The organism is Streptomyces sp. WM6386 (genome assembly GCF_000972385.1).
In the GTDB taxonomy this organism is placed as follows: domain Bacteria; phylum Actinomycetota; class Actinomycetes; order Streptomycetales; family Streptomycetaceae; genus Streptomyces.
In genome coordinates, this window is the sequence record NZ_JXTE01000445.1 from 1 (window position 1) to 504 (window position 504).

Below are 504 nucleotides of genomic sequence, written 5' to 3' on the forward strand. Positions count from 1 at the left end.
CGACCGGGACGCCGAGTTCCAGCGAGGACAGGCCGAGCGGCACGGCGATCCGCCGGCGCAGATACTCGGCGAAGGCCAGGCCCGTACGCCGTTCGACGATCTCGGCGATCAGCCAGGCCGCCGAGGTGAGATGGAACTGGAAACGGGTGCCCGGCGGTTGGTCGAGCCGCCAGCGGCCGAAGGCGGCGAGCCGCTGCTCGCGGTCGAGCATCTTCGGGTACCCGAGCGGTGCGAAGGGGAAGCCGGCGGTGTGCGTGAGCACCTGCTCGACCGTCACCGCATCCTTCCCGTTCGGCGCGAACTCCGGGATGATCGCGGCGACTTGCTCGCCCACGTCCAGGAGGCCCTCGCCGATCAGCTTCCACATGCCACCCGCGACGATCGACCGGCCGACGGACTGCAGGACGTACCGGGTGTCCGGATCGGCGTCGCCCCAGGTCTCGAAGGCCACGAGCCGGCCGCCCCTCGCCACGGCGAGCTGCGCGGAGGGCAGCGGTCCGTGCT

The 504-nt window shown here is 71.8% G+C and carries 1 protein-coding gene; it reads right to left on the reverse strand.

The features are described 5' to 3' along the window. Window positions 1–504, reverse strand: a 504-nt coding sequence (locus tag TN53_RS42170; protein WP_046264201.1) for a serine hydrolase domain-containing protein, incomplete at both ends; no start/stop codon positions are given.